This window comes from Flavivirga aquimarina (assembly GCF_030540835.1).
Taxonomy (GTDB): Bacteria; Bacteroidota; Bacteroidia; order Flavobacteriales; family Flavobacteriaceae; genus Flavivirga; species Flavivirga aquimarina.
This window is the reverse complement of record NZ_JAUOEK010000151.1, coordinates 1-208: the sequence shown is the minus strand read 5'-3', so window position 1 is coordinate 208 and position 208 is coordinate 1. Positions and strand designations below refer to the sequence as shown.

Genomic DNA, 208 nt, shown 5'->3' with positions numbered 1-208 from the left:
GTTAATCTAAAGAATTCCTCGACGCTCTGCGTCGGGGTTTAGCTGAAAAGTTTGAAAAACGGAGAGTTTTTCATAACACTTTGAAAAAGTGTACTTTCGAAAAATGGGAGAACATATTTTTAAAAGGCATAATAAGACGTTATTGTTATATCACTTGGTTTTTCCATTGAAGTATAGGCAGTTGGTTATAACAGAAGAGATAGGTGAA

1 pseudogene is annotated in these 208 nt (G+C 34.1%); it reads left to right on the top strand.

Features of this window, described 5'->3' with window-relative positions:
- Positions 1-103: 103 nt before the first annotated feature.
- Positions 104-208 (top strand): annotated as a pseudogene (locus Q4Q35_RS22525) (IS200/IS605 family transposase); the annotation flags it as partial.